This is a genomic window from Stenotrophomonas sp. STEN147 (genome assembly GCF_056757995.1).
Genome location: NZ_JBRRCG010000020.1, coordinates 16,448 through 40,511 on the forward strand (window position 1 = coordinate 16,448; position 24,064 = coordinate 40,511).

Consider the following 24,064-nt stretch of genomic DNA (forward strand, 5'->3'; position numbering starts at 1 on the left):
CTCGGACGGAACGCGCGGAGGCTCCCTATCGTTTCCCGTTTTTTTTGCCCAGGGCGGCACGTGCGGCCAGCGCCGCGTCGGCATTGATCGCGCTCGGCATGTGCGCCGGCCCGCCGGCCAGGCCGAGCGCGGCCAGCAGGTTGTCCACGGCCCGCTGCACCATCGCCGTACGCGTGGCCAGCGAAGCGCTGCCGATGTGCGGGGTCAGCACGACGTTGCGCAGCGCCAGCAGTTCCGGGCGTACGGCCGGCTCGCCTTCGTAGACGTCCAGCCCGGCAGCGGCCAGGCGCCCATGAGCCAGTGCATCGGCCAGCGCTGTTTCGTCGACCAGGCCTCCGCGCGCGATGTTCACCAGCGTGGCCGTCGGTTTCATCTTCGCCAGCGCAGCGGCGTCGATCAGGTGGTGCGAGGCCGGGGTGTAAGGCAGTACGAGCACCAGATGGTCGGACTGCGCCAACAGCGTATCCAGATCGACATAAGCGGCACCGACTGCTGCTTCGGCATCTGCCGGCAGTCGCGAGCGGTTGTGGTACAGCACCTTCATGCCGAAACCATGCGCGCCGCGACGGGCGATGCCCTGGCCGATCCGCCCCATGCCGAGAATGCCCAGGGTGCTGCCGTGGATGTCGGCCCCGAGCATGGTCTGGAACGACCATTGCTGCCAGTGCCCTTCACGCAGCCAGCGTTCGGATTCGGTGATCCGGCGCGCGGCGGCCATCAGCAGTGCGAAGCCCAGATCGGCGGTGGTCTCGGTAAGCACGTCGGGGGTATTGCTGGCCAGGATGCCCGCCGCACTGAGCGCGGTCACATCCAGGTTGTTGTAGCCCACGCCGACGTTGGCAACGACCTGCAGCTGCGAGGCATTGGCCAGCTCGGCCGCGCCGATACGCTCGTTGAGGGTGATGATCGCGCCATCGGCGCTGGCCAGTTGTGCAGCGATCTGCTCAGGCGACCACACGGTGACGGCGTCGGTGGTGCGCAGCTGCACGCGATCACGCAGCGGCGCGATGGCCGCCTCGATCAGCGGCTGGCTCACCCACACCGTCGGCCGCGTTTCAGCCATCGACCTGCCCGGGAATGCGGGGCGTGATGGTGCCGACATCGCCGCATTGCGCGCGGTGACGCAATGCCTGGTCCATCAGCACCAGCGCCACCATCGCTTCGGCGATTGGCGTGGCGCGGATGCCGACGCAGGGATCATGGCGGCCGGTGGTGACCACTTCGACCACGTTGCCGGCGGTGTCCAGCGATGGGCCCGGCAGGCGCAGGCTGGAGGTCGGCTTCAACACCATCGACGCAACCACCGGCTGGCCGGTGGAAATGCCGCCCAGGATGCCGCCCGCGTGATTGCTGGCGAAACCCTGCGGGGTCAGCAGGTCACGGTGTTCGGTGCCCTTCTGGGCCGCACTGGCGAACCCGTCGCCGATCTCCACGCCCTTGACCGCGTTGATGCTCATCAGCGCCGCCGCAAGCTCGCCATCGAGCTTGCCGTAGATCGGCTCGCCCCAGCCCGGGGGCACGTTGTCGGCAACCACGTCCACGCGCGCGCCGACCGAATCGCCGGACTTGCGCAGCGCATCCATGTACGCCTCCAGCTCCGGCACCTGCGCGGCGTGCGGCCAGAAGAACGGATTGTCTTCCACTGCCGACCAGTCGAACCCTGCAGGCGTGATCCCGCCCAGCTGTGACAGATGCCCGCGCACGGTGACGCCGAAGCGCTCGGCCAGCCACTTCTTGGCGACCACGCCCGCGGCCACGCGCATGGTGGTCTCGCGCGCCGAGGAACGGCCACCGCCCCGCGGATCGCGGATGCCGTACTTGTGCCAGTAGCTGTAGTCGGCATGGCCCGGCCGGAACTGCTGGCCGATGTTCGCGTAGTCCTTGCTGCGCTGGTCGGTGTTGCGGATCAGCAGCGCGATCGGCGTGCCGGTGGTCAGGCCCTCGTACACGCCGGACAGGATCTCGACCTCATCGGCCTCGCGCCGCGCCGACGTGTGCCGGCTCTTGCCGGTGGCACGGCGCTGCAGATCGTGGGCAAATTCGGCCGCGTCCAGCGCCAGCCCGGGCGGACAGCCATCGATCACGCAGCCGATGGCCGGCCCGTGCGACTCGCCGAACGTGGTGACGGTGAACAGCTTGCCGAACGAATTGGAGCTCACGGCCGTTGCGCCGCCAGTTCGGTGATGCGGGCGCTGTGGGCGATCAGCTCGCGGCATTCGACCGCGAAGATGCCCATCTGCCCGACCTTGAACTCGATCCAGGCGAAGTCCACTTCCGGCAGCAGCTTGACCAGGTGCTGCTCGGACTCGCCCACTTCGCAGATCAGCAGGCCGTCCTCGCTCAGGTGCAGCGGCGCATCGCGCAGGATCTTCAGCACCAGGTCCAGGCCGTCATCGCCGGCACGCAGGCCCATTTCCGGCTCGTAGGAATATTCCTGCGGCAGGGCATCGGTCTCGTCGTTGGTGACGTACGGCGGGTTGGTGACGATCAGGTCGTAATGGCGGCCGGTCAGGCCACTGAACAGGTCGGACTTGATCAGCGTGACGTTGTGCGCCTGCAGGCGCTCCTTGTTCTCTTCGGCCAGCGACAGTGCGTCGTCGCTCAGGTCCACGCCGTCCACCTCCCAGTTCGGGTAATAGTGGCCCATGGCGATGGCGATGCAGCCCGAACCCGTGCACAGATCCAGCGCGCGGCTGACGTCGCGGCCGGCCAGCCAGGGTTCGAAACCACACTCGATCAGCTCGGCGATCGGCGAACGCGGCACCAGGGCGCGCGCGTCGCTCTTGAAGCTCAGGCCGGCGAACCACGCCTCGCCGGTCAGGTAGGCGGCCGGGATACGTTCGTCGATGCGGCGCTGGAACAGCTCCAGCACCCGCACCTTCTCCTCCTGCAGCAACCGCGCCTGGCCATACGCCGGGCCCAGGTCATGCGGCAGGTGCAGGCTGTGCAGCACCAGTTGGGTCGCCTCGTCCAGGGCGTTGTCGTAGCTGTGCCCGAAGGTCAGCCCGGCGGCGTTGAAACGGCTGGTGCCGTAGCGGATCAGGTCGATGATCGTGTGGAGTTCGGCGGCCGTTTCAGCGGTCATGGCGGTACTGCGGGCAAAGTGGCCCCCGATTATAGGGGCTGGCGCCTGCGCCGGCATCCGTTGCGACGGAAACGATCAGGCCGCAGCCGGTATGATGGGGACCACTTCGCGCGGGGGCTCCCATGTTCAATCGCAACGTCGGCATCATCCTGCTGATCGCCCTGGCGGCGGGCCTGGGCCTGCTCGCCGCGCAGCAGGTCTTTGCTCCGAAGCCCCCGGCCGGCCAGCCGGCCACCGAAGCGATCACCCTGTACCCGCAGCCGCGCGAGCTGCCCGACTTCAACCTGGCCCAGTCCGATGGCACGCGGCTCATTCCGGGCGAGTTGAAGGGCCATTGGACCCTGGTGTTCCTGGGGTTCACCTTCTGCCCCGACGTGTGCCCGACCACCCTGGCCGAACTGGCCGGTGCGCAGCAGCAGTGGGAAGCACTGCCCGACGGGCTGCGTCCGCGGGTGCTGTTCGTTTCCGTCGACCCCGAGCGCGACAGCGCCACCCGCCTTGGCGAGTACGCGCACGGCTTCCACAAGGACACCCTGGCGGCCACCGCCGACGTCCCTTCGCTGGAACGCTTCGCCACCGCACTGGGCTTCGTGTTCCAGAAGGTGCCGGGCAAGCATTTCGACGAGAATCCCGAGGATTACACCGTCGAGCACTCGGCCAGCCTGGCCGTGCTCGATCCGCAGGGCCGGCTCGCCGGCCTGGTGCGGCCCCCGTTCAACGCGCCGGCGATCGCCCGCGACCTGCAGAAGCTGACCGAGAAAACCGCCCCATGAGCCTCACCACCGCCCTGACATACGCCCTGCCCCATCGCCTGTTGTCCTCGATGGCGCGCTCGCTGGCGTACTCGGACAACCCGCGCGTGTCGCGCTGGCTGATCGACACCGTCAGCCGCAGGTTCAACGTCAATCTGGACGAAGCCGCCAACCCCGACCCGCGCAGTTACGCCACCTTCAACCAGTTCTTCACCCGTGCGCTGAAACCGGGCGCACGCGTGGCCGATGCCGATCCGCGCACCCTGGTGATGCCGGCCGACGGCCGTGTCAGCCAGCTCGGCAACATCGAGGCCGGCCGCATCTTCCAGGCCAAGGGCCAGTCGTTCACCGCCGCCGAGCTGCTGGGCAGCGCCGAGGACGCCAAACCGTTCAACGACGGCCTGTACGCGACCATCTACCTGTCCCCGCGCGACTACCACCGTGTGCACATGCCCTGGACCGGCACCCTGCGCGAGACCGTGCATGTGCCAGGCCGCCTTTTCAGCGTGGGTCCGGCCGCCGTGGCAGGCGTGCCACGCCTGTTCGCACGCAACGAACGCCTGGTCTGCCATTTCGATACCAGCTTCGGCCCGATGGTGAGCGTGATGGTCGGCGCGCTGCTGGTCTCCGGCGTGGAGACAGTGTGGAGCGGCGAGGAGATCCCTCAGTACGGTGACCGCATCACCCGCAAGGACTATCGCGGCCAGGGCATCCGCCTGGAGCGCTTCGCGGAGATGGCACGTTTCAACTATGGCTCGACCGTGGTCGTGCTGCTGCCGCCGGGCGTGGCGGAGTTCGCTCCACACCTGGCTGCGGAGTCACCGGTGCAGCTGGGCCAGGCGCTGGCCACGCTGCGCTGACAATCCCGCCACCGGTTTGCTGCGCAGCGCCGGGCACGCGCCCGGCACTACGCACAGGCCCCTACTGCAGGGTGGGGGCCGGGCCGACGTCCATGCCGTCGTAGTCTTCCACACCCATCTGCGCTGCCAGCGCTGCCAGCTCCTGGTTGCGGCGATCCAGCGACGCTTCGTCGTGGACCTCCACGCGCTCCACATGCAGCACATGGAACGGCGCGTCCCCCTCGTCCGGCTCCTGCTCGAACACCTCCACCAGGGTGTAGCCCTGCGCCTGCAGATGCGCGGCCAGTGCCTGCAGCGGCTCGGCAGTGGAATGCACGAAGAAATAGCCCCACAGCAGCGGGCCGCTGATGTCCCAGTCGGTGTTTTCGCGCAGATTGGCGAACAGGTTGCGGGTTGCTTCAAGGTCCATGGCAGTTCCAGAGGTCGTGGAGATTACTTTTCGCAGCCCTGCAGCTTCAGCACCTGGCCGTGGCGCAGGCTGTAGGCCGGTGCCTTCAGACCGTTGGCGCGTGCCAGCGTCGGCACGTCGCACTGGAACTTGGCCGCGATGCGGCCCAGCGTCTCGCCGCGGCCGACCTTGTAGCTGCGTGCCGGCTTCGGTCGCGCGGCCGGTGCCGGCCGAGGCGCGGCCACTGCCGCCACCGGTGCGGTCGGTACGCTGGTCGAACTGGCTGCATCGGCCACCGGCACCACGCCGCCCACCGCCACGCTGCCGGTGTAGCTGGCAGCGCTTGGCCGCACGATGGCGGCATTGAGGTCGGCCGTGATCAGGGTGCGCGCCAGGTCGGCACGCGGTCCGCTCACGCAGTTGCGCTGATACAGGCTCGCGATGCGGGTGGTTGCGTTGATCAGGGTGCCGGCCGGAATCCAGCCATCAGCCTCATAACGCGGATTGAGGTTGCGCAGCGCACGCATGTAGCCATCACGGGTGCCGTGGCTGCCCAGGCAGATCGTCAGCTCGTAGATGGTGGTCGAGCGCGCCAGGCGCAGGGTGGCCGGCTGCGCGCTGATCTTCGGGAACTCCACGCCGTACTGCTGGGGGTGCAGGAAGATCCACGCCGCAGCAATCACCATCGGCACGTAATCCTTGGTTTCACCGGGGAACTGGTTGTAGACACGGTCGACCCAGAAGCTCTGCCCCGGATTCTCGCGCGCCACGCGCAGGGCGCGCCCTTCACCCCCGTTGTACCCGGCCAGCGACAACTCGATGTTGTTGTTGAGCTCGCGCATGCGCTCGTTGAGATAGGTCGCACTGGCTTCAGCAGCGCTGTGGGCATCGAAGCGGGTATCGAACCCGGTGCCGTCCGGACCGAGGCCGAAACGCCGGCCGGTGGCCGGCATGAACTGCATCAGGCCGGCGGCGCCAGCGCGCGAGGACGCATGCACGCGGCCATTGGATTCCTTGGCCATGATGCCGAACAGGAGCGCTTCGGGCAGGCCGCGCTTCTCCCACTCCGGCCACATCACGGCACGCAGGTTCTGGTAGTTCTCGTAGCTGGTCAGCAGCGCCGGACGCATGTCGGTCAGCCAGCGGCGGATGCCGGCCTGGACGGCCGGGTTGTACTCGACCATGTTGTCGAAGGCGTGCCGCTTGTCGTTGAGCAGTGCCGCCGCGCGTGCGGCTTCCGGCACGTCGGCGGTCAACGGACCGATATGGTCGGGGTCGGCTTCCAGCCGCTCGGCGGGCAGTTCACCGCCCTCGTCTTCCGCGGCCGCATCGGCATCGCGCTTGAGCAGGCGCTTGTAGGTGGCCAGCATGTTGCTCATCTGGCAACCCTTCTGCTTCACGCACTCACTGATGACATCCTCCATGTCCTCCAGCGCCGCGTCGGCCTCGTTGCTGCCCTTGGGGTCGGCGTTGGCCACCAGCAGCAGCGCATCGCTGTAACGCTTCTCGGCAGCCGTCATGCGCTGCTGCAGGGCATCTACCTTCACTTTGTCCCGGGCGGAAACCCGCTGGGCGTGGGCATCGGGGGCCAGGGAAACCAGGCCAGCCAGGGCCAGCAACGGCCAGGTGCGGGAAATCAGGACAGGAACGGGCATTTTTGGCACTGTGTGCGAAACAGGCAGGCAGAGTAGCGGCGCCGCCAAGGTCGGGGCAAGCCGACCTTCGGGCCGTCATCGCTGCCGGTTAACATTGGGCGCATTCACCACAAGGGCTGGACCATGGATCCGATTCTGCTCGGCAAAGGCATCACCGACGATGTGGCCGTCACCCTGCTGCCGAGACTCGGCAACCGCCACGGGCTGGTGGCGGGCGCCACCGGCACCGGCAAGACCGTGACCCTGATGACCCTGGCAGAAGGATTCTCGCGGCTCGGGGTTCCGGTGTTCCTCGCCGATGTGAAGGGCGATGTGTCCGGCCTGGCCGTGCCCGGCACGGGCAGCGAAGCGCTGCTGAAGCGCGCCGCGGACATCGGCGTGGCCGACTATGCGCCGGCGGGCAGCCCGGCCATCTTCTGGGACCTGTACGGAAAACTCGGCCACCCGGTGCGCACCACCGTCAGCGAGATGGGGCCGACCCTGCTCGCGCGCATCCTCGAATTGAATGACACCCAGGCCGGCGTGCTGGACATCGTGTTCAAGCTGGCCGACGACCGCGGCCTGCTGTTGCTGGACATGGATGATCTGCGCGCCCTGCTCGGCTTGGTCGCCGAAGAGCGCAAGGACATTTCCACCGAGTACGGATTGGTCAGCGCGCAGTCGATCGCAGCGATCCAGCGTGCCGTGCTGCGGCTGGCGCAGGACGGCGGTGAGAATTTCTTCGGCGAGCCGGCACTGGAACTGGCCGACATCATGCGGGTCAATCACGACGGCCGCGGTGTGATCGGCATCCTCGCCGCCGACCAGCTGGTGCTCAAGCCCAAGCTGTACTCGACCTTCCTGCTCTGGCTGCTGTCGGAACTGTTCGAACAGCTGCCGGAAGTGGGCGACCTCGACAAGCCCAAGCTGGTGTTCATCTTCGACGAGGCCCACCTGCTGTTCGACGATGCGCCATCCTCGCTGGTGCAGCGCATCGAGCAGGTGGTGCGGCTGATCCGCTCCAAGGGCGTGGGCGTGTACTTCTGCTCGCAGTTCCCCGACGACGTGCCCTCCAACATCCTGGGCCAGCTCGGCAACCGCGTGCAGCACGCGCTGCGGGCCTTCACGCCGCGCGACCAGAAGGCGGTCAGGACCGCCGCCGAAACCTTCGTGCCGAACCCGAAGCTGGATGTCGCCAAGGTGCTGAGCCAGCTCGGCACCGGTGAAGCACTGGTTTCCACGTTGCAGGACAAGGGCGTGCCGATGCCGGTCCAGCAGACGATGATCGCGCCGCCCCGCTGCCGGATGGGGCCGGTCACCGAGGCCGAGCGCGCACAGGTGCGTGCCGGCAGTCCGGTAGGCAGCCGCTACGACACGGCGGTCAACCGTGAATCGGCCGCCGAGCTGCTGGCCCAGCGGGCGCAGAAGAGCGTGGAGCAGGCCCAGACGCCGGCCGCGCGCAGCCGCGAGCAGGACGAGGCACAGGAAGGTGGATTCGGCCAAGCGATCAAGGATGCGATCTTCGGCACCAAGCGCCGCCAGGGCATGATCGAAACCATGGCCAAGCAGACCACGCGCACGGTCGGGACCAAGCTGGGAAACCAGATCGTGCGTGGCATCCTGGGCGGCATCTTCGGCGGCAAGCGCTGAGGCCCTTTCGTATTCCTGAGAAGAAGCTGTATTACATGTCCCGTTGGCGTCCGCCCGCAGAGAAAAGCACCGCCCTGATCACCGCCGCCGGCCACGCCCGGTTGAAAGCCGAGCTGGACGACCTGTGGCGGGTACGCCGGCCCGAGGTGGTGAAGGCGCTGGCCGCCGCCGCCGCCGAGGGCGACCGCTCGGAGAACGCCGAGTACACCTACCGCAAGAAGCAGCTGGGTGAAATCGACCGCCGCGTGCGCTACCTGACCAAGCGGCTCGAATCGCTGCGCGTGGTCGATACCACGCCGACCGATCCACAAGCGGTGTTCTTCGGTGCATGGATCGAACTGGAGAACATCGACAGTGGTGAGACCAGCCGTTACCGCATCGTTGGGCCGGATGAAACCGACGCCGGCCTGGGCTGGATCAGCATCGACTCGCCGCTGGCGCGGGCCGTGCTGAAGAAGCGCCTGGACGATGAATTCTCGGTGGAACTGCCGGGCGGCCGGTTCACTTTCGCGGTGATCAGCGTCGAGTACCCGTCTTCGTAACACCGAGCCCTCCCGGCGTTGCTGTCAATCCAGCGCCGGGCATGGTCCGGCGCTACCGGGGCAAGAGCGGCGGCGGGTACAGGCGGCCCTGCCGCAGCGGGCGGAAGTAGTCGGCGTTGCCATGGAAGGCGGCGTCCTGCTGCGGGTGCCAGCCGGGGATTCCGGCCAGTGGCAGCGGGCGCAGCTGCAGCGGATCGGTCACCGTCGCGCCCTGCTCGATCGCCCGGGCCACGGTCTCGATGCAGGCGCCCTCATCATCGCCGCGCACCACCACGCACTTGCCGACCAGCAGGCGCCCGGGCAGCAACGCCTGTTCCATCAGTGCATGGCCGAACACCGCGGCGATGGTGATGCGACCGGCCTGCCAGTGCGGCGGCGCGAACAGCATCGGCCAATCGTGGGCGTTCCACGCAGCGATCAGCGCATCGTCCTGGACGCACACGATCACGCCGGTCTCGTCGAACTGGGTCAGCGCCGCCTGCGCGCGATTACGTTGACCCGTTGGCATCGTGGCGACGTGCAGGCATTGCCGCCTGTTGAGCGCGTGCTTCAGCTGCGGGTGACACGCCCACACCAGTGCATTGAACAGATCGTGCCAGCTCGCCGCACGGGTGGCGATACGCCCCTGCGCGATGCGCACTTCGTAGTGCAGGCCATCGGCCAGCAACGCCGCATCCTGCTCGACCAGTCGTCGCCCGCGCAACGCCAGCCGCGCATCCAGCTCGGCAACGGTCGGCCAGCGGTCGCCGGACAGAAGATCGCGGAAGGCACGCACGCGGGCAAACAGCGGATGATCGAACACCGCCGGGTCCACCGCCGCGCGCGGCGGCGGCACGAATCGCCGAGGGCTGCCAGCGTGGCCGGCAGCACCCTCGGCCATGATCAGAGCACCTTCAGGTCGAAGGCCGGGCGCGTGGTCGGCGGCAGCGCGTCGCCATACAGATCGTGTTCGTCGCTCTCGGTGATTTCCACGTTGATGAATTCGCCTACGCGCAGCGGCACCTGGTCGGCATTCTGGATATGCACCAGTCCATCGATTTCCGGTGCATCGGCCCTGGAACGGGCCACGGCGATGTCACCTTCGATGGCATCGACCAGGCACTGCTGCACCGTGCCGATCTTGGCCTCCAGACGTGCGGCCGAGATCTGTGCCTGCTTTTCCATGAAGCGCGCCAGGCGCTCCTGCTTCACCTCTTCCGGGACAGGGTCCGGAAGAGCGTTGGCGGTAGCACCCTCGACCGGCGAATATGCGAACGCACCCACGCGGTCCAGCTGCGCCTCATCGAGGAACGACAACAGCTCCTCGAACTCCGCTTCGGTCTCGCCCGGGAAACCGACGATGAAGGTCGAACGCACGGTGATGTCCGGCGCGATGCGACGCCAGTTCTGCACGCGCTCCAGCGTCTTCTCCACCGCACCGGGGCGCTTCATCAGTCGCAGGATGCGCGGGCTGGCGTGCTGGAACGGAATGTCCAGGTACGGCAGGATGCGGTTCTCGGCCATCAACGGCACCACGTCATCCACGTGCGGGTACGGGTACACGTAGTGCATGCGCACCCACGCGTCCAGTTCGGACAGGCCCTCGCACAGCGCCTTCAGGCGGGTCTGGTAGGCCTTGTCGCGCCACATCTTCTCGGCGTACTTCACGTCCACGCCGTAGGCGGAGGTGTCCTGCGATACCACCAGCAGCTCACGCACACCGCCCCGGACCAGGCGCTCGGCTTCGCGCAGCACTTCATCGACCGGGCGCGAGACCAGCTTGCCGCGCATCGACGGAATGATGCAGAAACTGCACGCGTGGTTGCAGCCTTCGGAAATCTTCAGATAGGCGTAGTGGCGCGGGGTCAGCTTGATGCCGTAGTCGGGCACCAGGTCCACGAACGGATCATGCCGGGGCGGCAGCGCCTCATGCACCGCCTCCATCACGCTCTGGTAGTCCTGCGGGCCGGACACCGCCAGCACGTTCGGGTACGCCTCACGGATCTGTTCGGGGCGCTTGCCCAGGCAGCCGGTGACGATGACCTTGCCGTTCTGGTTCATCGCCTCGCCGATGGCGTCCAGCGACTCCGTCACCGCCGAGTCGATGAAGCCGCAGGTGTTGACCACCACCACGTCGGCCGAGTCATAGGACGGGACGATGTCGTATCCCTCCGACCGCAGCTGGGTCAGGATGCGCTCGGAATCGACAAGGGCCTTCGGGCAGCCAAGGCTGACGAAGCCGACTTTGGGGTTCAGCTGGGACATGGAATCGCGGGACTCTGGGGGCCTGGGCCCCTGCCGGAGTGGCAGGGGTTCCTGGGGGCCGGGGCCTGAAAGGGCGCCAGTATACCGGGGTTGAGGGCCGCGCTCTGAACGGCCAGCCGCCCGATCACGCACAGCCGCAGACGCCGCGCTAACCCGCCCAGCGCCGACAATGCAGGTCTGTCCACTGCTACGAGGAACCCGACGATGTCCGAATGGATCACCCTGGATACGCATCATGGCCCGGTCCGGGCCTGGCAGGCCCTGCCGGCGGGCACGCCGCGTGGCGGCCTGGTGGTCGTGCAGGAGATCTTCGGCGCCAATCCGCACATCCGTGGCGTGGCCGAGCGCTTCGCCGCCGAAGGCTATGCCGTGCTGGCGCCGTCGTTCTTCGACCTGGTCGATGGCCCGGACGCCGACCCCGACGCCCTGCCCTATGACCCTGAAGGGGTGAAACAGGGCCTGGAACGGGTAAGTGCGCTGGGCATTGAACGGGCACTGGAAGTGGTGCGCGCCGCAGCAACCCGGCTTGCCCCCTTCGGCAAGGTCGGCACGGTCGGCTACTGCTGGGGCGGAACGGTGGCGATGCTGTCCGCGCTGCGCCTCGGCCTGCCCTCGGTGAGCTATTACGGCGCACGCAATGTGCAGTATCTGGACGAGACACCGAAGGCGCCGGTGATCTTCCACTTCGGCGCGCAGGACCGCAGCATCCCGCCGGAGGCCGTGGAGGCGCATCGCCAGAAGCTGCCGCAGATGGCGACCTATGTCTACCCGGCCGACCATGCCTTCAACCGCGAGGTCGGACATGCGTATGATCCAGACAGCGCCACCCTGGCGCTGCAACGCACCCTGGACTTCTTCACGGAGCATCTTGGATGAGCGATTTCGAACTTGATTCCCGCCTGGCCACCGACAGCGTTCTGGTGGCGCAAGGCCCGCTGTCGCAAGTGCGGTTGATGAACGACGAACGGTTTCCCTGGCTGATCCTGGTGCCGCGTCTGGCCGGGGTAACGGAGTGGATCGAACTGGACGGCGACCAGCAGGACAAGCTGCGCACCGAACTCAACCGCGCCTGCAAGGCCCTGAAGGGCTCCGACGGGGTGGAGAAGATCAATATCGGCGCATTGGGCAACATCGTGCGCCAGCTGCATTTCCACGTGATCGGCCGCCACGACGGCGATCCGGCGTGGCCGGGACCGGTGTGGGGCAGCGGTCCTGCGCACCGCTACGAACCGGACGCCCTGCAGCAGCATGTCGCCTACTGGAAGGAACGGCTAGGATATCCGGCCCACTCCTGAGCCTGTGCCGACACGATGCGATTCAACCTCGTCGCCGCCATCCTGCTGATCCTGATCGGCCTGTTCATGCTTGCCAGCAACCTGGGCTGGACGCACCTGAACCTGTCCAAGCTGCTGCTGACCTGGTGGCCGGTGGCCCTGGTCGGCGTCGGCATCGCCATGCTGTTCGGCCGCGGCAAATAAGCGAAGGCGGCGCAAGCGCCGCCTTCGATCGTGCGACGCCGGGCATGGCCCGGCGCTACCGGTCCGTCAGGTACGCGGCAGGGTGACGCCGGTCTGGCCCTGGTATTTGCCGCCACGGTCCTTGTAGGACGTTTCACAGACATCATCGGCCGCCGCCTGGAAGAACAGCATCTGGGCCACGCCTTCATTGGCGTAGATGCGCGCCGGCAGCGGCGTGGTGTTGCTGAACTCCAGGGTCACATGGCCTTCCCACTCCGGCTCGAGCGGAGTGACGTTGACGATGATGCCGCAACGCGCGTAGGTGCTCTTGCCCAGGCACACCACGAGGGTGTCGCGCGGAATGCGGAAATACTCCACGGTACGCGCCAGCGCGAAGCTGTTGGGCGGGATGATGCATTCGTCGGCGGTGATGTCGACGAAGCTGCCCGAATCGAAGTGCTTCGGGTCCACGATGGTCGAGTTGATGTTGGTGAACACCTTGAACTCGCGCGAGCAACGCACGTCGTAACCGTAGCTGGAGGTACCGTAGCTGACGATGCGCTGGCCGTTGACCTGCTTCACCTGCCCGGCCTCGAACGGCTCGATCATGCCGTGCTGTTCGGACATGCGGCGGATCCAACGGTCACTCTTGATGCTCATGCTCTGTCCTGGGTGCGAGGGGGCGCGAGGATTCTAGCAGGGGGCCGGGCGCCACCGCCCTCCCCGCCCGGTCCCTACAGCAGCGACGACAGGATCGGGATCGAGGCACGCGGGCGCTTGCCCACTTCCTCGATGAGCCGCTGGGCGGCGTGGCGATAGGCCTGGGCCGGCAGGGAATCCGGCTGCGCGGCGGTGATCGGTGTGCCTGCGTCACCCTGCTCACGGATGCCGATCTGCAACGGCAGCGATCCCAGCAGCGGCACGCCGTACTGCGCCGCCATGCGCTCCCCGCCCCCCTCGCCGAACAGGTGCTCGACGTGGCCGCACTGGCTGCAGGTATGTACCGCCATGTTCTCGACGATGCCCAGCACCGGCACTTCGACCTTCTCGAACATCTTCAGTGCCTTCTTCGCATCCAGCGTGGCGATGTCCTGCGGCGTGGTGACGATCACCGCACCGGCCAGCGGAATCTTCTGGGTCAGCGTCAGCTGGATGTCACCGGTGCCGGGCGGCAGGTCGATCAACAGGAAGTCGAGGTCGTCCCACAGGGTGTCGTTGAACAGCTGAGTCATTGCCGAGGTCGCCATCGGCCCACGCCAGATCATCGGCGTGTCTTCCTCGATCAGGTAACCGATCGACATGGTGTCCACGCCGAAGGCACGCAGCGGTTCGATGCTCTTGTTGTCCGGGCTTTCCGGGCGGCCGGCCAGGCCCAGCATGGCGGGAACGCTGGGGCCATAGATGTCCGCATCGAGCACGCCCACCCGCGCGCCCAGCTGCTGCAGCGCCACCGCCAGATTGACAGCCGTGGTGGACTTGCCGACACCGCCCTTGCCCGAGCCGACCGCGATCACGTTGCGGATGCGCGCGTGCGGTGCCAGCCCCTTCTGCACCTGGCTTGCATGGGGACGACGGGTCGGACTGTTCACTGCGGGCTCCGGCGGAAATCAGGAAGGAGAACCCGACATCATACAAGCTGGGCGCACGCTGACTTGATTCAGGATTGGCCCAGATCCGCGCACGGATTCTCAAGTCGGCGTCCCTACGGCGGCGTTGCCTCTCTGCCCCGCTGGGTGCACAGGTGGGAACTTTCACGTGCAGTTGACGGAAGGGCAGCACTCGTTCATCTTCCGGTCATCTTGATGCGAATCGCCACAAGGAACTGTCGATCATGGAAACCCGCCTCACGCGTGCCCGCCTGGGTGCCACCACCGCACTGCTGCTTGGCCTGCACGTCATCCACGCCTCCGCCACACCGTTGCCGGTCGAGGATTTCGCCAAGATCCCGGCCATCCAGTCTGTCAGCATGAGCCCTGACGGCAAGCAGCTGGTTGCGATCATTGCTGCGCCGGGCAGCAACAATGGCGATACCGCATTGGCCAACTGGAACCTGGACGTGCCCGGTTCGGCGCCCGTGGCGATCACGCCTTCCGGTGATCGCATGAAGTTCATTGCCGCCAGCGCGCTCAAGGCGGGTCGCAGCCTGGTGATCGGCCGACAGGAGCTGACCGCGCAGTTGTCCGGCTGCGGTGAAGGCAACTCGGTCGGCTCAACCAAGACGTTCCTGTCCAAGGCATTCCTCACCGACAGCAGCCAGACAAAGTTCGACGAGGCTTTCGCGGACAACACCCGCAAGCTCGGCATCAGCGAACAGACCCAGCGCTGCCTGGAGCTGGCCGGCACCGCGTCCCTGGTGCATTCGCTTCCGCTGGATCCGGACAAGGTGATCATCTCGCAGATCAACCAGACCAATTTTTCGGCCAGCTATTACTTGTTCAACCTCAAGACCGGGCAGACCGAACTGCTGTTCCGTGGCGACGCCCGCTCCACCCCGGGCCTGTTCCACCCGCGCAACGGCGAGCTGCTGACGCGTACGCAGATCGAGCCGGCCGGCTCGAACGACTACGAGCAGCAGATCCTGGTCAAGAACAAGGCCAGCGGCCAGTTCGAGAAGCACGATACGCTGACCACCCGCCTGTCTGATCGCTACACGATGGAGGTGGTCGGCATCGATGACCAGAACGGCAAGCTGTACATCCTCACCGACAAGTTCTCCGACCAGGTGCAGGCCCGACTGTACGACCCGGCCAGCAGAACGTTTGACAACGAACCGCTGGCGGCTCATCCCGAGTATCCGATCGGCGGCCTGATCCTGGGCACCAAGCCCAGCAACTTCAACCAGGTGCTGGGCTTCTATGTCGACGGTCCGCGCCGTGAAGCGGTGTATGTCGATCCGCAGATGAAGGCCCTGTACGACGGCCTCAAGCAGGCGTATCCGGGCAAGTACATCGCCATCACCGGTTACAACGATGATCTGTCCCGCGTGCTGTTCACCACCAACAGCGCCAGCTCGCCCACCAGCTACCAGATCCTGGTGGATCGCAAGCAGGTCACGACGCTTGGCAGCGAGCGCCCCTGGGTGGATGGCAAGCAGATCGGCGAGCAGCGCTGGGTGACGTACACCGCCCGCGATGGCCGCAAGATTCCTGCCATCGTCGATCTGCCCGCAGGTTGGAAGAACGGCGACGCGGCGTTGCCGGCGCTGGTCCATCCGCACGGCGGACCTTGGGCCCGTGATTACACCGGCTGGGATGTGTCCGGCTGGGTACCGTTCTTCACCTCGCGCGGGTACGCGGTGATCCGGCCGCAGTACCGCGGCTCAACCGGGTTCGGGCGTGAGCACTGGATCGCCGGCGACAAGCAATGGGGCCTGACGATGCAGGACGACAACGATGATGCGGCTGCCTGGCTTGTGCAGCAGGGAATAGCGGCCAAGGACCGCATCGCGATCTTCGGCTATTCCTACGGCGGCTTCGCCTCGGCCGCTGCGGTCGTGCGCAGTCCGTCGCCCTATCAATGCGCCATTGCCGGCGCCCCCGTAACCGACCTCGCCCGCCTGGGTGTTTCCTGGAGCGAGAACCGTCTGCAGCGCATCCTGCAGGGACAGACCGTGAAGGGCATGGACCCGATGCAGAACACCGCCAAGGCCGCCATCCCCCTGTTGACCTTCGTGGGAGACCGCGATGTGCGCACCCCTGCGTCCCACGCCAGGAATTTCTACAACGGCGTCAAGGACAAGGTGCCCGCACGCTTCGAGTTGATTCCGGACATGCCCCACAGCATGCCGTGGTACCCGAGCCACTACCGGGCGACGCTGCCGCTGATGGCGGACTTCCTCAGCAAGGACTGCGGACCGGGCGGCCTGTAAGCAACCGGACGCTGGCCCGTTCATGGACCCCGCTGGCCTGAACCGGCGGGGTTTTTTCATGCGCCTTTCACTGAATTTTCCCTTAGCAACAACGGGTTACAGCAATTCTCCATTCATGTTGCATTTACTTTACGTGGCACATACACTCCATTAACCGAAGCATAACAAGTGGGGATCACATCGAAATGCGCAACGCCAACCGCCACATCAAGCCAAGCCGCGTCCCGCTCACTCTCGCTGTGCTGGCCTGCCTGCAGGCTGCACCGGCCCTGGCCCAGGAGACCACCCAGCAGGAAGCCGCGGCGTCAAGCACTTCCGCCCACAACCAGCGCGCCACCGACCTTGACAAGATCACCGTCACCGGATCGCTGATCCGTCGTGCAGATTACGAAACGTCGTCGCCGGTGTTCACCATCGACACCGAGCACAACGCTGCCCAGGGCCAGGTGTCGGTGGGCGAGTTCCTGCAGAAGTCCGCTATCGGTGCTGCTGAAACCCAGATCACCCACCAGTTCGGTGGCTTCGTCGTCGACGGTGGTACCGGCGTGCAGACGTTCTCGCTGCGCGGCCTGGGTGCCAACCGCACCCTGGTGCTGCTGGACGGCCAGCGTCCGGGCCCGGCCGGTACCCGCGGCGCGGTCGGCGCATTCGACCTGAACGTCATTCCCACCGCCATCCTGCAGCGTGCGGAAATCGTGAAGGACGGCTCCTCGTCCATCTACGGTTCCGACGCCGTGGCCGGCGTGGTCAACCTGATCACCAAGAAGAATTTCGAGCGCCCGGAGCTGACGGTCACCGGCCGTATCCCGACCGAAGGTGGCGGTGAAGTCTTCCAGGGCTCGCTTGCCAATGGCTGGAACTTCGAGAAGGGCAGCATCGTCGCTGCCGTCGAATGGTACCGCCACAACGAGCTGACCCGCGGCGACCGCGACTTCCTGAACTGCGGCAATGATCTGATCAAGGACGCCAACGGCAACCGCATCGACCGGCAGGATCACTCGATCACCGCCGGGACCAAGCTTGCGAACTGCAACAACCTGCTCATCAACGTCATCGATGAGTACGACTCGCCGATCCGTTACATTCCCTCGCCGGACGGCAGCACCGTGGGTCCGTTCCCGGGCTATCGCCCGCGCGCCAACCGCACCTACGCCAACGGCAGCCCGGTCGCCTACTACGAAGAACCGTTGAACTTCGATGCATGGGGTCAGTCTCACATCATCAACCGCCAGGAGCGCAAGTCGGCCTACTTCGCTTCGGACTTCGGTTTTGATGGGTTCAACTGGAAGACCCAGTTCCTCTACAACAACCGCAAGACCAACAACTTCCAGTGGCGCCAGTTCTTCCCCGTCGTGGAAGCCCCGGGCACCACCAATGGCTATGCGCAGCCGGTGCTTCCATTCAAGTCGTCCTCGCAGACCGAGGTCGACTACTACTACCTGGCGAACAAGTTCGATGGCCTGTTCACGGGTAGCTGGGGCTGGGAAGTCAATGCCAATGCCAGCCGCTCCAGCGGCAAGTACAGCTCGCTGGGCATCCGCAACTCGATCACCGGCGACCTGACCCGTCCGGGTGCTGGCGATACGCCTGCAGCGAACTACTTCGACCCGGGTTACCTGAGCGGCGCCAAGGTTGACGAGCTGGTCGACATCCTGGGCATCACCGCCACCGGCAAGACCACCTATGACACCGTGACGGTCAATGCGATCTTCTCCGGTGAGCTGTTCGACCTTCCCGCAGGTGCACTGGGTGCTGCGTTCGGTGTGGAGTACCGCTACTACTCCATCGAAGATACGCCGGACGAGAACTACAAGGATCTCTGGGGCGCCTCGACGGCCGACGTGACCAAGGGTAACGACAAGGTGAAGGAAGCCTTCGTCGAGTTCGACATCCCGCTGATCAAGGGCGTCACCGGCATCGAATCGCTCACCGCCAATGCTTCGGGCCGCATATTCAAGTACGACTCGGTCAGCGGCAGCGACAAGGTCTGGAAGGCCGGCCTGAACTGGCAGATCATTCCGTCGCTGCGTCTGCGCGGCACCGTTGGCACCTCCTATCGTGCACCGGGCCTGTACGAGCTGTACCTGGGCAACCAGACCGGCTTCCAGTCCCAGACCGCGATCGATCCCTGCATCCGCTGGGAAGAGAGCGACAACACCAACATCCGTGCCAACTGCGGTGCCGCCGGCATTCCGGGCGATTACGTCGGCGCAGGCTCCAGTGCCACCGTGTTCACCAGCGGCGGCGCCGGCAACCTGGTTCCGGAAACCTCCCGCGCCAAGAGCGCCGGTATCGTGTTCACTCCGTCGTTCGCCGACCTGAGCGTGGCGATCGACTACTTCGACTACGATATCCGCGGCCAGATCACCTCGCTGGGTGCACTGGACATCACCACCGGCTGCTACGGTTCGAGCACCTTCCCGAACCGTTACTGCGACCTGCTGGAGCGCAACCCGACCACCGGCCCGGACGCGAATTCGATCCGCAACATCTACGCCCAGTACCTGAACATCAACCAGCAGCGTACCCGCGGCTGGGACATGACCCTGAACTGGGAACATGAGTTCGGCTTCGGCAAGTTCGCCCTGGATTCGCAGGTCACCTACACCGTGGAAGACGTGGCACAGCTGTTCGACAGCGCCGAGGCCAGCGGCCTGGCCTCCTCGGATCAGCTTGGCCTGATCGGCCGTCCGGACCTGGTTGCCAACCTGGGCCTGACCCTGACCCGCGGCGACTGGGAATACAACTGGCTGACCCAGTACATCGGCAAGACCGAGAACACCACCCTCAACTCGCGCTTCACCTACCAGGGCCGTCCGGACTCGTACCGCGATCTGGTCGCCGACGCTCGCGTGTATCACACCGCTTCGTTGAGCTACAAGCAGGCCGACTGGGAAGTCCTGGTGGGCGTGGCCAACGTGTTCAACACCAAGCCGGCACTGATCTCCACCGGCGCCGGCACCCGCTACGGCAACACCGCAGCCTTTGCCACCCAGTACGACCTGTACGGCCGCACCCCGTTCGTGCGTCTGAAGTACAAGTTCTGATAGGGCCGTAGTCCGCAGCACCCCGACAGACCCGGCTTTTGCCGGGTCTGTCTTTTGCAGGGCCCGACGCAGCCCCTTGCACCCGCCCATGACCTTCGACACCCTTGCGGGGTAGGCTGGCGGCGTATCGTTCGGCCCACGGCCGTCCCCGCGGCTCTTCCCTGACTCACTCGGCCTGGAGGCCAAACATAGTGATCACGCGTACTCCCAAGATCGTGCTGCTCAGCCTGGCCGTGTCGGCCGTGCTGGCCGGCTGTGGCAAGAACGAAACCCCGGCCAAGGAGGCCGCCGCGCCTGCCCCCGCCGCCGCCGAAGCCACCACCTATACCCTGGATGAAAGCAAGCTGCCGGCCTACAACGCCTTCCAGCCCAGCGATCTGGACACCAACCTGGACGCCTGCACCGCATTCGGCGACTACGTCAACAGCAAGTGGCTGGCCGCCAACGAGATTCCCGGCGACCGCACCAGCTGGGGCGCGTTCACCATCCTCGACGAGCGTTCGGTGGCAGTGCAGCACCAGCTGGCCGAGCAGGTCGCGCAGGTCAAGAACCCGAGCCACATCGAGAAGATCGTCGGCGACCTGTGGGCCACCGGCATGGATGAGGCCAAGATCAACGCCCAGGGCATCGAGCCGCTGAAGGCCGACCTGGCCGCCATCGACGGCCTGCAGGAAAAGGCCGCCATCGCCGACTACCTGCGCACCAGCGCAGCCAAGGGCGAGAACGTGCTGTTCGGCTTCGGCGCCGAGGCCGACTTCAAGAACTCGACCATGAACCTGGCCTATGCCAGCCAGGGCGGCCTGGGCCTGCCTGACAGCACGTACTACACCGACGCCAAGAACGCCGACAAGCTCAAGGCCTACCAGGCGCACGTCGCCAAGGTGCTGGAACTGTCCGGCGTCCCGGCAGCCGACGCCGCCAAGCAGGCTGAGGACGTGGTCAAGTTCGAGACCCGCCTGGCCAAGGCATCCAAGTCGCGCGTCGAACTGTCGCGCAATGTGGAGCTGTACTACAACCCGGTCACCCTGGCTGACGCCGACAAGCTGACCCCGAACTTCAGCTGGACCGAGTTCTTCAAGTCGCAGGGCGTTGCTGCGCCGGAGAAGTTCTCGCTGGCGATGCCGGCCTTCCATGAGGAAGTGAGCAAGGCGCTGGGCGACACCGACCCGTCGGTCTGGCGCGCCTACCTGCGCTTCCACACCGTCGATGGCGCCTCGCCGTACCTGGCCGATGCCTTCGTCCAGGAGAACTACGCGTTCTACGGCAAGACCCTCAACGGCCAGAAGGAACAGAAGCCGCGTTGGAAGCGCGTGCTGGGCACCATCGAGAACGATGCCGGCGAAGCGTTCGGCCAGCTGTACGTGAAGGTTGCCTTCTCGCCGGAAGCCAAGGCGAAGATGGAAGAACTGGTGAAGAACCTGGCTGCCTCGCTGAAGGAACGCATCCAGGGCCTGAGCTGGATGAGCGAGGAAACCAAGGCCAAGGCCATCGCGAAGTGGGAAACCTTCACTCCGAAGATCGGCTACCCGGACAAGTGGCGTGACTGGTCGGGCCTGCAGACCCAGCGCGACAGCTACCTGGCCAACGTGCGTGCGGCCAACGAGTTCAACTACAAGTTCAACCTGTCCAAGATCGGCAAGCCGGTGGACAAGACCGAGTGGGGCATGACCCCGCAGACGGTCAACGCCTACTACAACCCGCTGCAGAACGAGATCGTGTTCCCGGCCGCCATCCTGCAGCCGCCGTTCTTCGATCCGAAGGCAGACGATGCGCTGAACTACGGTGGCATCGGTGCGGTGATCGGCCATGAGATGACCCATGGCTACGACGATCAGGGCGCGCGCTTCGGGCCGACCGGCAACATGGAAGACTGGTGGACGCCGGCCGACAAGAAGAACTTCGAAGGCCTGACCGGCAAGCTGGTCAAGCAGTTCGACCAGTACAAGGTTGACGGCCAGGCCGTGAACGGCCACCTGACCCTGGGCGAGAACATCGCCGACCTGGGTGGCCTGGCCACGGCCTACGATGCGCTGCAGAAGGCCTCGGCCGGCAAGGAAGATCCGAAGGTCGACGGCTTCACCCGCGATCAGCGCTTCTTCTTCAACTGGGCCACCGTGTGGCGTACCAAGTACACCCCGGAAAACGCCAAGGTCCGCCTGGCCACCGATCCGCACGCACCGGCGCAGTTCCGCGCGATGGGCGCGCCCTCGAACCTGCCGACCTTCGCGGCCGCGTTCCAGTGCAAGGCCGGTGCACCGATGGCGCGCAGCGGCGAGCAGCAGGTGGTGATCTGGTAAGCCACGGCTGACGCCAAGGCAGACCTGCAAGGGCCCGGGATCTCCCGGGCCCTTGTTTTTGCGCGACCCGCCACGGCCGCCAGGCATACCGTGATACGTGCATGCTGCGCCCATGCGCGGCTTGCTATAGTGCGCCCGCCCTCAATCCATCATGGATTCGTTCTACATGCCCAATTTCCGTCCGCTTGCCATCGCCCTGGGCATCAGCCTGGCGACCCTGGTCCCGAGCCATGATGCGTTCGCCGCAAAGAAAAAGGCCGCCCGCGCCCCGGCCGTCAGTGCCCAGTGCAGCGACTTCTACGGCACAACCAACGCTGGCTGGCTGAAGGCCAACCCGGTACCGCAGACCGGAGCCACCACGGCGCTGGGCCAGCTGGTCGAGCGCAGCAGGCAGCAACAGCGCGAACTGCTCGATGCGGCCATGACGTCGCCGCAGGGCAACGTGCAGAAGCTGCTGGGCGACTTCTGGGCCAGCGGCCTGGACGAAGCGGCGGTGGAAGCAGATGGCTCCAATCCGATCGCGCCGCTGCTGACCCGCATCAATGCGATCAAGAAATCCAAGGATGTGCCGGCGTCGATCGCTGCACTGCATCAGGTCGGCATCCCGGTCGCCTTCAACTTCGGTCCGGACGTCGACCTGAAGGCACTGGACCGTCATATCGGCTACTTCATGCAGGGCGGCATGGGTCTGCCGGATCCGGCGTTCTATACCCGCACCGATGCCGATACCGTCGCGCTGATGGGCCGCTACCGCACCTACGTCAAGCAGATCCTGGCACTGACCGGTACGCCGGCAGCCAAGCTCGATGCCGAGTCGCAGGCGGTGATCGCGCTGGAAACCGAGCTGGCGCGCAATGCACAGTCGCTGGCCGGCATCAACAACCCGTTCAACAACTACGCCCCGATCTCCACCAAGGAACTCAACAGCCGCTACCGCAACCTGCAGCTGGAGGCCTTCCTGAAAGTACAGGGTGTGAACGACGATCTGGTATCGCTGGCCGACCCGGGCCTGTTCCAGCAGCTGGATGGCATGGTCACCAAGCTCAAGCCGGACCAGTGGAAGGCCTACCTGCGCTGGCGCGTGGGCGACTCGATGGCGCCGTACCTGTCCAAGGCCTACCGGGACGCCGAGTTTGAGTTCCGCGGCCGCGTACTGCGCGGGCAGACGCTGCCGCCGCAGCGCTGGGAAGCGGTGCTCGATGCCATCAATGTGGCGGCCGGTCCGATGGTCGGCCGCGAGTACGCTGCCCGCCATCTCTCGGCCGAAGACCGCCGGCAGGCGGCATGGATCGTCGACAAGGTCCGCGAGGTGCAGATCGAGGCCGTCAGGAACAGCACGTGGATGAGTGCCGAAGCCAAGGCTGAAGCACAGGCCAAGCTGGCGGCGCTGAAGATCGAGATCGGCACCCCGCTGCGCGACCTCGACTACACCGTGCAGCCGATGGGCCGGGGCTCGTTCGGTGGCAACATGCTGATCGCCTCGACCTGGCGCCATCGCGAGGAGATGAAGCGCATCGGCAAGGGCAATGCCGACCGTCGCTGGGACGTGCTGCCGCAACAGCCGTCGCTGGCCTATGACCTGGCGCAGAACCGCCTGATCGTCACCGCGGCCATCCTGCAGGGCCCGGTGTTCAACGCCAAGGCCGACAGCGCCGACAAGTTCGGCAGCTTCGGCGGCCTGGTCGGCCACGAGCTGACCCGTGCCATCGATGCCAAGGGCGCGCTGGTCGATGCCAAGGGCGAACTGCGCAGCTGGTGGACGCCGGCCGACAAGACGGCCTGGACCCTGCTCGGCAGCCGTGTGGCCGCCCAGTACGGCGCCTATGAGTTCCCGGGCGTGAAGGGCGCCAAGGTCAATGGCACGTTGACCCAGGAAGAGAACCTGGCCGACATCGCCGGCCTGGAACTGGCCTGGGCGGCCTACACCGCACAGGAGCCGAAGGCCAAGCCGGCCCAGCAGCAGGGCTTCTTCCGTGCCTGGGCCGCGTTGTGGGCGCAGCAGCTGTCGCCCAACGAAGCCGCACGCCGCCTGACCGCCGACATCCGCGCGCCGGGCATGTGGCGCACCAACGGCACGCTGGCCAACCTCCCGGCGTTCGGCGCCACCTTCAGCTGCAAGGCCGGCCAGCCGATGCAGCGCAGCGATGCCGAGCAGATCAAGGTCTGGCGCTGAGCCAGCCGGCCGTGACACGAAGGGCGCCCTCGGGCGCCCTTTTTTTTGCGCATGCAGCACGATCCGC

20 protein-coding genes are annotated in these 24,064 nt (G+C 66.1%); 11 read left to right on the forward strand and 9 right to left on the reverse strand.

Annotation, left to right across the window (positions count from 1 at the left end):
• Nucleotides 1-25: 25 nt before the first annotated feature.
• From ACVOKU_RS16325 to prmB, 3 genes are read right to left on the reverse strand one after another with little or no spacing between them, the layout of a single operon-like run.
• Entirely contained in the window at nt 26-1,063 is a 1,038-nt protein-coding gene (locus tag ACVOKU_RS16325; protein WP_481560391.1) for a 2-hydroxyacid dehydrogenase, read from the reverse strand.
• Complete coding sequence (gene aroC / locus ACVOKU_RS16330; protein WP_481560392.1) at nt 1,056-2,159, reverse strand: chorismate synthase; 1,104 nt, start codon at nt 2,157-2,159, stop codon at nt 1,056-1,058. Before aroC ends, ACVOKU_RS16325 begins: the two co-directional genes overlap by 8 nt.
• The gene (gene prmB, locus ACVOKU_RS16335; protein WP_053516852.1) at nt 2,156-3,085 is read right to left on the reverse strand and encodes a 50S ribosomal protein L3 N(5)-glutamine methyltransferase; all 930 of its coding nucleotides are present in this window, start codon (nt 3,083-3,085) and stop codon (nt 2,156-2,158) included. The genes aroC and prmB overlap by 4 nt, the downstream gene beginning before the upstream one ends.
• Before the next feature lie 122 nt (nt 3,086-3,207).
• Between prmB and ACVOKU_RS16340 the strand changes: the two genes are divergently transcribed.
• Both ACVOKU_RS16340 and asd read left to right on the forward strand, forming a co-directional pair.
• Nucleotides 3,208-3,858: an SCO family protein gene (locus tag ACVOKU_RS16340; protein ID WP_065174897.1), complete on the forward strand. Its 651-nt coding sequence runs from the start codon at nt 3,208-3,210 to the stop codon at nt 3,856-3,858.
• Nucleotides 3,855-4,697 carry an archaetidylserine decarboxylase gene (asd, locus tag ACVOKU_RS16345; RefSeq protein WP_481560393.1) on the forward strand — a complete coding sequence of 281 codons (843 nt, stop codon included), beginning with the start codon at nt 3,855-3,857 and terminating at the stop codon, nt 4,695-4,697. The genes ACVOKU_RS16340 and asd overlap by 4 nt, the downstream gene beginning before the upstream one ends.
• A gap of 61 nt (nt 4,698-4,758) precedes the next feature.
• On the opposite strand, the gene ACVOKU_RS16350 is transcribed toward asd, so the two are convergent.
• Together ACVOKU_RS16350 and ACVOKU_RS16355 are read right to left on the reverse strand one after the other, a co-directional pair.
• The gene (locus ACVOKU_RS16350) at nt 4,759-5,106 is read right to left on the reverse strand and encodes a ribonuclease E inhibitor RraB (protein ID WP_053516848.1); all 348 of its coding nucleotides are present in this window, start codon (nt 5,104-5,106) and stop codon (nt 4,759-4,761) included.
• Between the two features lie 23 nt (nt 5,107-5,129).
• Nucleotides 5,130-6,740, reverse strand: coding sequence for a transglycosylase SLT domain-containing protein (locus tag ACVOKU_RS16355; protein WP_065174896.1), 1,611 nt, complete (start codon nt 6,738-6,740; stop codon nt 5,130-5,132).
• Nucleotides 6,741-6,863: 123 nt separating this feature from the next.
• Between ACVOKU_RS16355 and ACVOKU_RS16360 the strand changes: the two genes are divergently transcribed.
• Both ACVOKU_RS16360 and greB read left to right on the forward strand, forming a co-directional pair.
• Nucleotides 6,864-8,369, forward strand: a complete 1,506-nt coding sequence (locus ACVOKU_RS16360) for a helicase HerA-like domain-containing protein (RefSeq protein ID WP_481560394.1) — start codon at nt 6,864-6,866, stop codon at nt 8,367-8,369.
• Nucleotides 8,370-8,404: 35 nt separating this feature from the next.
• The gene (gene greB, locus ACVOKU_RS16365; RefSeq protein WP_053516845.1) at nt 8,405-8,911 is read left to right on the forward strand and encodes a transcription elongation factor GreB; all 507 of its coding nucleotides are present in this window, start codon (nt 8,405-8,407) and stop codon (nt 8,909-8,911) included.
• 52 nt (nt 8,912-8,963) lie between these two features.
• On the opposite strand, the gene ACVOKU_RS16370 is transcribed toward greB, so the two are convergent.
• Both ACVOKU_RS16370 and rimO read right to left on the reverse strand, forming a co-directional pair.
• Entirely contained in the window at nt 8,964-9,797 is an 834-nt protein-coding gene (locus ACVOKU_RS16370; RefSeq protein ID WP_481560412.1) for a DUF3025 domain-containing protein, read from the reverse strand.
• Nucleotides 9,794-11,155, reverse strand: a complete 1,362-nt coding sequence (gene rimO, locus ACVOKU_RS16375) for a 30S ribosomal protein S12 methylthiotransferase RimO (protein ID WP_053516842.1) — start codon at nt 11,153-11,155, stop codon at nt 9,794-9,796. Before rimO ends, ACVOKU_RS16370 begins: the two co-directional genes overlap by 4 nt.
• A 204-nt stretch (nt 11,156-11,359) precedes the next feature.
• On the opposite strand from rimO, the gene ACVOKU_RS16380 reads away from it, so the two are divergent.
• The 3 genes from ACVOKU_RS16380 to ACVOKU_RS16390 are packed head-to-tail and all read left to right on the forward strand — an operon-like array spanning nt 11,360 to nt 12,633.
• Nucleotides 11,360-12,031: a dienelactone hydrolase family protein gene (locus ACVOKU_RS16380; protein ID WP_065174892.1), complete on the forward strand. Its 672-nt coding sequence runs from the start codon at nt 11,360-11,362 to the stop codon at nt 12,029-12,031.
• A complete protein-coding gene (locus ACVOKU_RS16385; RefSeq protein ID WP_053516834.1) occupies nt 12,028-12,450 on the forward strand; it encodes an HIT domain-containing protein in 423 nt (140 codons plus the stop codon). The genes ACVOKU_RS16380 and ACVOKU_RS16385 overlap by 4 nt, the downstream gene beginning before the upstream one ends.
• Nucleotides 12,451-12,465: 15 nt before the next feature.
• Nucleotides 12,466-12,633, forward strand: coding sequence for a LiaI-LiaF-like domain-containing protein (locus ACVOKU_RS16390; protein WP_005410498.1), 168 nt, complete (start codon nt 12,466-12,468; stop codon nt 12,631-12,633).
• Nucleotides 12,634-12,699: 66 nt separating this feature from the next.
• On the opposite strand, the gene dcd is transcribed toward ACVOKU_RS16390, so the two are convergent.
• Nucleotides 12,700-13,272 carry a dCTP deaminase gene (gene dcd, locus ACVOKU_RS16395; protein ID WP_053516832.1) on the reverse strand — a complete coding sequence of 191 codons (573 nt, stop codon included), beginning with the start codon at nt 13,270-13,272 and terminating at the stop codon, nt 12,700-12,702.
• A gap of 74 nt (nt 13,273-13,346) precedes the next feature.
• Nucleotides 13,347-14,201 carry an iron-sulfur cluster carrier protein ApbC gene (gene apbC, locus ACVOKU_RS16400; RefSeq protein WP_481560395.1) on the reverse strand — a complete coding sequence of 285 codons (855 nt, stop codon included), beginning with the start codon at nt 14,199-14,201 and terminating at the stop codon, nt 13,347-13,349.
• A gap of 242 nt (nt 14,202-14,443) precedes the next feature.
• Here apbC and ACVOKU_RS16405 point away from each other — a divergent pair, with 242 nt between their 5' ends.
• The 4 genes from ACVOKU_RS16405 (at nt 14,444) to ACVOKU_RS16420 (ending at nt 23,997) form a co-directional block, all read left to right on the forward strand.
• Nucleotides 14,444-16,480, forward strand: a complete 2,037-nt coding sequence (locus ACVOKU_RS16405; protein ID WP_481560396.1) for an alpha/beta hydrolase family protein — start codon at nt 14,444-14,446, stop codon at nt 16,478-16,480.
• Between the two features lie 185 nt (nt 16,481-16,665).
• Entirely contained in the window at nt 16,666-19,527 is a 2,862-nt protein-coding gene (locus ACVOKU_RS16410) for a TonB-dependent receptor plug domain-containing protein (RefSeq protein WP_481560397.1), read from the forward strand.
• Nucleotides 19,528-19,721: 194 nt separating this feature from the next.
• A complete protein-coding gene (locus ACVOKU_RS16415; protein ID WP_481560413.1) occupies nt 19,722-21,824 on the forward strand; it encodes a M13 family metallopeptidase in 2,103 nt (700 codons plus the stop codon).
• A 166-nt stretch (nt 21,825-21,990) separates the two neighbouring features.
• A complete protein-coding gene (locus ACVOKU_RS16420; protein ID WP_481560398.1) occupies nt 21,991-23,997 on the forward strand; it encodes a M13 family metallopeptidase in 2,007 nt (668 codons plus the stop codon).
• Nucleotides 23,998-24,064: the final 67 nt, after the last annotated feature.